At 67.5% G+C, this 1411-nt stretch carries 1 protein-coding gene; it reads right to left on the reverse strand.

Annotation, left to right across the window (positions count from 1 at the left end):
* On the reverse strand, positions 1-1279 hold a 1279-nt coding region (locus AX685_RS10115; protein ID WP_082740781.1), incomplete at its 3' end, for a class I adenylate-forming enzyme family protein.
* Positions 1280-1411 lie beyond the last annotated feature (132 nt).

The raw sequence follows: 1411 nt of genomic DNA on the forward strand, positions 1-1411 counted from the left end.
GCGCCAGCACCGCCTCGATATCCGACGGGTAGATGTTGAACCCGCCGGAGATGATCATGTCCTTCTTCCGGTCCATCAGGATCAGGAAGCCGTCCTCGTCGAAGCGGCCGACGTCCCCGTGGCGGATGAATCGTTCGCCCTGCGGCGAGACCCAGGTCGCGTCGGCGGTGGCCTGTTCGCGGCCGTGATAGCCGTTCATCATCGCGGGCGAGCGGCCGACGATCTCCCCGGTGGCGCCGGGGGGGACTTCGTTGCCGTCGTCGTCGATCAGGCGGATGTCGTGCCCCGGCATCGGGCGGCCGACGGTGTGCAGTTTGTCGGGATGTTCGGTGGCATTGAGGCCGCAGCTGCCGCCGCCTTCGGTCATGCCGTAATATTCGACCAGCAGGCCGGGCCAGCGCGTCAGGACGTCGCGCTTCAGTTCCGGCTTGAACGGGGCGGAGGTGCACGTTTTGAACCGGAACGACGCGAGGTCGAAAGCGTCGAAATCGGGCAGCGCCATGATCCGCTGATACTGTACCGGCACCAGCATCGTGTGCGTGGCGCGATAGTGCTGCGCCAGTTCCAGATAGCGACGCGCGTCGAATTTCTTCATCAGCACCACGCTGCCGCCCCAGGCGAGCGTCGGCAGGAAGCTGACCAAAGTGGTGTTCGAATAGAGCGGCGTCGCCAGCAGCGTGACCGCCCGGTCGAACCCGGCGGCGGCGTTGCGCGACAGATGCTGCCAGCGCATCGCATGGCTCTGCACGATCCCCTTGGGAATGCCGGTGGTGCCGGAGGAATAGATGATGTTGAACCCGTCGCCGGGCGCGATCGTGACCGGCGCGGGGGCGACGTCGCCGTGGGCGAGCCAGGCGTCCAGTTCCTCCAGCATCAGGACGCGCGCGGCGATCGCCTGCCCGGACAGCGCGGCGGCGTTGGCGGCATCGAGGAAGACGATGTCCGCACCGGAATCGGCGATCATCCCGGCGATCTGCTCCGGCGTCGCCGACGGCTGGATGGGCGCGGCGACCGACCCGGCGCGCAGCGTTCCCAGGAACACCGCTGCCTGCGCGACAGAGGGATAGGAGACCGAGGCGACCGCCTGCCGCTGCGCGGTGCCGTCGCGCTGGAGCGCGGCGGCGATGCGGTTCATCAGCCGGTCAAGCTCGGCATAGCTGATCGCGCTGTCGTCATCGGCGATCGCCAGCTTGTCCGGGTGGCGCAGCGCATTGGCGCGGATGAGATCGGGCAATGTACCGAAATCACGGTCGAGCAGATCGGCGGCAGTGGTCGTCATGATCGCCATGGCTAGGCGAAGCGGACCGCGAATGCCATACGCGATCTTCGAAAACCATAGGAGCGGATGATGCGGGACGCAGTGGCGATCGTGACCGGGGGTGGGACCGGGATCGGGGCGGCGGTGGTGCGG

The organism is Sphingomonas sp. CCH9-F2, from assembly GCF_001556735.1.
In the GTDB taxonomy this organism is placed as follows: domain Bacteria; phylum Pseudomonadota; class Alphaproteobacteria; order Sphingomonadales; family Sphingomonadaceae; genus Sphingomonas; species Sphingomonas ginsenosidimutans.